At 39.0% G+C, this 6134-nt stretch carries 6 protein-coding genes; 4 read left to right on the forward strand and 2 right to left on the reverse strand.

Annotation, left to right across the window (positions count from 1 at the left end; genetic code table 11):
• From E1176_RS08000 to E1176_RS08015, 4 genes are all read left to right on the forward strand, one after another.
• A partial coding sequence (locus E1176_RS08000) for an FtsX-like permease family protein (protein WP_155210089.1) occupies positions 1-2362 on the forward strand: 2362 nt, incomplete at its 5' end.
• A 101-nt stretch (positions 2363-2463) separates the two neighbouring features.
• Entirely contained in the window at positions 2464-3294 is an 831-nt protein-coding gene (locus E1176_RS08005; RefSeq protein ID WP_185152699.1) for a DUF4349 domain-containing protein, read from the forward strand.
• Positions 3295-3453: 159 nt separating this feature from the next.
• Positions 3454-3957, forward strand: a complete 504-nt coding sequence (locus E1176_RS08010; protein WP_155210091.1) for an RNA polymerase sigma factor — start codon at positions 3454-3456, stop codon at positions 3955-3957.
• Complete coding sequence (locus tag E1176_RS08015) at positions 3954-4619, forward strand: hypothetical protein (RefSeq protein ID WP_155210092.1); 666 nt, start codon at positions 3954-3956, stop codon at positions 4617-4619. The genes E1176_RS08010 and E1176_RS08015 overlap by 4 nt, the downstream gene beginning before the upstream one ends.
• On the opposite strand, the gene E1176_RS08020 is transcribed toward E1176_RS08015, so the two are convergent.
• Positions 4620-5411, reverse strand: coding sequence for a hypothetical protein (locus tag E1176_RS08020; protein ID WP_185152700.1), 792 nt, complete (start codon positions 5409-5411; stop codon positions 4620-4622).
• Between the two features lie 72 nt (positions 5412-5483).
• Positions 5484-6005 carry a YfiR/HmsC family protein gene (locus tag E1176_RS08025; RefSeq protein ID WP_185152701.1) on the reverse strand — a complete coding sequence of 174 codons (522 nt, stop codon included), beginning with the start codon at positions 6003-6005 and terminating at the stop codon, positions 5484-5486.
• Positions 6006-6134 lie beyond the last annotated feature (129 nt).

Below are 6134 nucleotides of genomic sequence, written 5' to 3' on the forward strand. Positions count from 1 at the left end.
CAACTTCAAACTTGCGTATCGGAATTTTTTAAAATATAAAAGCTCGTTTTTGATCAATCTCATAGGGCTTACAAGTGGACTCACCTGCTTTTTTCTAATTGCTTTATGGATCAATGACGAACTCAATGTCAATAAATTTCATGCTAAGGATGATCAAATTTACCAGATCTACATGCACCATGAAGAGAGCGGTAAACTAAGGTCTGGCCCAGCAATACCTTCATTACTGCCAGAAACCCTGGAGGAAGAATACCCTGAAGTAATCATGGGAGTGGAAGACACTGAAACCAATTGGTTTGCCAACAACTTTGCATTGTCTAATGGTAAGGAGATGATTAAAGCTCCCGGCAAATTTGGTGGGAAAGGGTACTTCAGTCTATTTAGTTACCCACTTAGGCATGGGGATCCCGCACAGGTGTTTGATGACAAAAACAGCATTGTAATTTCGGAAGGGCTTGCCGTAAAACTATTTGGTACTACTGAAAATGTAATTGGCAAATCGCTAAGCTGGCATTTACTTGATGATACGGGAGACGTAACTGTAACAGGCATTATGCAAACTTTGCCCAATGCCTCCACAGAGACTTTTGAGTTTGCCATCCCGTTTCAAAATTTCAATGACTTATTGGGCGATGGTGTACATTGGGGCAACTACACCGCCTATGGCTTTGTAGAGTTGGCTGAAGGAACAGATGTTGATGCTTTTAACGAAAAAATTGCCGGGCTTATTAAAGAAAAAAGACCGGGCATCAATGTGACACCATTTGTTACCAAATATTCTGATCTATACCTACGCGGTGATTTTGATAACGGCAAGATAGTAGGTGGCCGCATTTTGTATGTAAAGCTATTTACAGCCATTGCCCTATTCATTCTAGTAATTGCTTGCATTAATTTTATGAACCTATCGACAGCTCGGGCAGCCAGGCGTTTAAAAGAAATAGGTGTAAAAAAATCATTAGGTGCGAGTAGGAAAAGTCTTATTAATCAATTTCTCACCGAGTCTTTTATGATAGCCACACTAGCTACAATATTGGCCGCTGGTTTTGTTATCGCACTACTTCCTTACTTCAATCAGCTTACAGGCAAACTGCTTTCGATACAAATTACCCCACAAGTCATATTTATGATAGTGGGAATTGCTGCTTCCACGGGCCTTTTGGCAGGCAGTTATCCGGCATTATATTTATCCGGATTTAAACCTATTCAAATCATCAAAGGCAAGCTCACCAGTAGTTTTGGAGAGCTTTGGACAAGAAAAGGCCTGGTGGTATTTCAGTTTACTTTATCGATCGTCATGATTGTGGGTGTACTTGTGGTGTACAAACAGCTGGAATATATACAGTCTAAAAACCTCGGTATTAAGCGAGAAAACGTACTAAAGCTACCTGTTGAAGGTAGGATTTTAGAAAACATGAAGACCTTTATCACTGAGGTTGAAAGCATTCCAGGTGTGGTGAGTGCTTCTACAAGTTCTCATAATTTTATGAAAAGCACCAATAGCACCACAGGAGTACATTGGGAAGGTAAAGATCCTGATGTACAAATACTTTTTGAACAAGCAAGGAGCTATTATGGCCTTATAGAAACTCTCGGTATTGAACTCGTTGCTGGTCGTGATTTTTCTGAAGAATATGCTGACGAAAACTCCAAAATAATCTTTAACGAAACAGCTATCGAAGTCATGGAGCTTGAAGATCCCATCGGGCAGACAGTAAAATTGTGGGGAAAGGACAAAGTGATTGTCGGAGTAGCCAAAGATTTCATCTACTCCACCTTACATGAAAAGGTTCAGCCTATGCTCTTTCACTATGATACAGAATTTTTGCCCAATGCTTTCATCAAAGTAAAGAGTGAAAACATGAGCGAAACACTCGAGAGTCTCAAAAGCTTTTATGCGGATTTCAACCCGGGCTACACGCTCGATTATGAGTTTTTAGATCAAAATTATTATGCGCAATACCTCTCTGAAAAGCGTATATCTTCATTGTCTCAGGTATTTGCTGTAGTCGCTATAATTATTTCCTGCTTAGGCCTATTTGGTTTGGCAGCCTTTACTGCTGAGCGAAGAGAAAAGGAAATAGGTATTAGAAAAATTCTTGGTGCTAAACATTTCAGCATTGTAAAATTACTATCCGGTGATTTCACCAAAATGGTGCTTGCAGCAATCATCATTGCACTACCTCTAAGCTACTTTGTAGCCGAGTACTGGTTGACGAATTTTGCTTACCGCATAACCCTAAGCTGGATATTCTTTGCTGCAGCCGGACTCACAGCCCTTTTCATTGCATGGTTAACAGTAAGCATTCAAACGATTAAAGCAGCTCGAGTAAACCCAATCAATTGCCTGAAGGATGATTGATAAAAATTATCAAGCAACTTAAGTGAATCCAACTTAGTGGGCTAAATATGTGTCTTTGTTGGGATATAGCAGTTATGTGAATAATCCCAATGAAGACGCTTATGAGAACTTTACTTTTAATAATTACGACTTTTATTGTTTCCAGCTGCACCGAAAGTCGACTCACAAATGATAACTATGCAGAAATAGCATACTTGGAGGCAATGGATATAATGGAGTTTACAGCTGTCAAGCATCCTCCCACTCCGCAAGAATCAACCATCCAGCAAAAACTCATTAAATCTGGTCGCATACAATTTGAAACTGACGATGTAGCGCATGACTATCAAATTATTCAATCGTTTTTAGGGCCATATCAGGCTTACATTGAAAATGAGAACGAAAACCGATCGACTCAGCAGATTAACTACAATTTAGTCTTAAGAGTACCGGCTCCTGAATACGACAGCCTGTTTGCAAAAATCACCGCAATTGCAAAGAAAATAGACCACAAGGCCACCAATGTAGAAGATGTGACTGAGCGCTATTATGATTTAAGCACACGTATAAAAAACAAACAACAACTAGAAAATCGCTATTTAAAACTTCTCGATAAAGCTACTGAAGTTAAAGATATGCTCGAGATAGAGCGTAATTTAAATGATGTAAGAATAGAAATAGAGTCATTGCAGGGGCAGTTTAAATACCTCAGCAAACAAATAAATTACAGCACTATCGCAGTAGACTTTTACGAAACTTTGCCTTACACCTACCATTCATCACCTCGTGAAGGATTTCTAGCCAGACTACTTACTGCCATTACAAATGGGTGGCAGAAACTACTTTCATTTACTGTAGTTGCTATAAGTTTTTGGCCATTTCTAATACTTACAGGTCTTGCCATTTTAGCATTTAAACACTTTAAAAAATTAAAAATATCGCGGTCTAAATAAAAAATCTATCCTTCAGTGTGATTTTTCCTACTCTCATGCGAATAATAGGTAAAACAACCTAAGTCACATGAGTCTAGTCGATAAACTACAAACTACTAAGCGAGTAAGTACAGCTTTTTTTCTCCTGCAAATTACTATTTTGCTATTAGCGATTGTGTTATGAAAAAGAGTAAAGAAGCTTTTTTAGCCATCCTGGATGAGAACAGGCAAATCATTTTTAAAGTCTGCAATATGTATTGCCGGGACAAAGAAGATGAGAAAGATCTTGTGCAGGACGTGATCATTCAGCTTTGGAATAGTTTTGAAAAGTTTGACGGGCGAGTTAAAATATCTACCTGGATCTACCGTATAGCGCTAAACGTGGCCATTTCATTTTATAGAAAGTCCAAAACACGAGCTAACCACAGTGCAGATTTTGACGAGTCCTTTTTGCAGATCGCCCCATCGGAAGGTCCAAATTATGATGAGCAAATCGACTTACTCAAGCAGTTTATCAATAACCTCGACCAGATGCACAAGGCACTTATGATACTGTACCTCGATGGCAACAGTCATGAGGAAATTGCCAACATTCTAAACATTTCTAAAAGTAATGTAGGCACCAAAATTAATCGGATAAAACAAAAGCTTAAAGTACAATTTGAAAACATAAACACGCTATGATGGAACTCGAAGAAATAAAAAGTATATGGCAGTCTTATGAAAAGAAGCTTGACCGCAACTACCAGCTCAATCTTGAACTGCTAAGAAGAACAAACCTGGATAAGGCCAAATCTAAAATCAGGAAGCTGACCTGGATGACAGGTATTACTTTAGCTTTTTATGTAATGGTAACTTTCTTCTTTGTGGTTTTTGCCATAGGAAATAGCTCATCGATACCAATTGCTGCCTCGAGCGGTTTGCTGGCTTTATGGACTCTGCTCATCAGTATAGCCGCAGTGCATGAGCTGGAACTTATTAGCAGGCTCGATTATGGCGCACCTGTAGCTGAGCTGCAGAAACGCCTTAGTCACTTAAAGCTTGTCATTATAAGATATATGAGATTAGCTGTATGGATTTTTCCGCTTTATATGGTCTTCGTAGTTATGTTCTTTAAAGTGATTTTTGGCGTTGATATAGTGGCTGTGGCTGACACCAGCTGGCTGCTTTGGCAGTTGCCAGTGATGTTTTTATTTGCCCTTGGAGCCCTTTGGGCTCATAAAAAGCTAAGTCCAAAAAATGCTGAAAAACCGTGGATGAATAAGCTACTGAGTGGTAATGGCAGTCAAATAACAGAGGCTCTGATCTTTCTTAAAGAAATTGATGAATTTGAGCGGGAGGTGTAATCACTCGCTCAAAGCCTTAAGCTCCTCTTTGTATTTATTAGAGGTCTCAAATTCTTTTAAACCAAAATAAATACCGGCAAGTCCTTCTAAAATATTTACATCCTGAGGGTCTACCTGATATGCGGCCTTCATATAGGGCAATGATTGTTCAAATAGCTCGATCGATTTATCCTCAAATTCGCTCAACGCCAGTATGTCTATTTCGTCATAATCAGCATTTAAAATCAGGTTAACGGCCTGGTTGTAGTAAATCACGCCCAGGTTGTAATTGGCCTTTTTATTGAGAGAATCTAATGCTAACACCTTTTGAAAGGATGCGATTGCCTCCTCTCTGGCTACTTCCGTAGTATCACTTCTATACTTTTGTACGTAAGTAGTGCCTCTTGCCAGCAGGTATTTCATTCTGCTACCCTTCAGGTCGAAAGTACTGTCATTTGTGAGATTCATAGCAGCCTCAAAGCTCTGAAACAAACTGTCAGATTTTTGGGGGTTAGTAGCTAATGATTGCATGGCCTCGTTGTAATATGTACTCGCCAGGTATTTAAGATTTTGTTTGCTTTCAGCCTCATACTTTTGCGTGCTGTCTATTTCCAATAATTTAGCAAAAGAGGTAACAGCTTCTGATCGTGCAGCATCAGATGGCTCTTTTTTAAACAGGTCTTTATAGATAAAACCTTTAAGATACCAGGTAAGAATTTGAGACTTATATTGATCGCTCTGGGCTGCGGAGTCGATCAATATTTTAGCTTCTGATAGCTCACCGGCTTTATAACTGTTGTAAGACTTGCTCAATAAATTACCGTTTTGCGCATAAGTGCTTAAGCTGCATAGTATAAAAATCAATATGGTTAAAAGCCTAATCATTTAATTTACCACTTTAGAGACCCCCAACAACTGACTACTCACTTTTAAATTATCCTTTTCAGCATTAGCAGGGCTTATCTCCATGCGCTGTTTGCTGCTTTCATAAAAGAAATTGATGACTGCTCCTTTATTTATTGCACCTATCTCATCACTTACTATAAGTATAGGCACATCGAGCTTACGCTTCAATGCCGTAATATCATCTGTTTTTTCCGGGGCTATGTATATAATATGGCAAGGCACCGCATCTTCTATTGAGAAAAAGTTGATGATTTTGAACGGCTGATCTTTGTGCTTTTTAGTCGCAGCCATGTTGTTTAGCTCTTTCACTAAGTTGGGATATTCACCATAAACTCCAATTCTAAAACTGGGAGTCATTAAGGCTGTGGCTGCCGGCCACTCGACATATTTGGTGAAATTATATAAAAACAAGGCCTTTATTTTAGCATTAGGGTCTGGTGGACCGTCTAATCTACCTGGCGTGGCCATAGGTATGCTGTTGGTCAATAGCAGTATGACCACGACCAATACACTTTGTTTTATGTGTTTACATATGCCCACTAATTGATATTACTGATTATATAGTAAAATAGCAATTCTCTTTCCTTGATAATAAACTGCAATAAATGCATCCTCTACACCCAGCGCTAC

Source organism: Fulvivirga aurantia (genome assembly GCF_009711475.1).
GTDB lineage: Bacteria > Bacteroidota > Bacteroidia > Cytophagales > Cyclobacteriaceae > Fulvivirga > Fulvivirga aurantia.

What these genes read in the sequence shown, in the direction of transcription:
- E1176_RS08005 (WP_185152699.1), top strand. Translation starts at nt 2,464, where the DNA reads ATGAGAACTTTACTTTTAATAATTACGACTTTTATTGTTTCCAGCTGC.
- E1176_RS08010 (WP_155210091.1), top strand. Translation starts at nt 3,454, where the DNA reads ATGAAAAAGAGTAAAGAAGCTTTTTTAGCCATCCTGGATGAGAACAGG.
- E1176_RS08015 (WP_155210092.1), top strand. Translation starts at nt 3,954, where the DNA reads ATGATGGAACTCGAAGAAATAAAAAGTATATGGCAGTCTTATGAAAAG.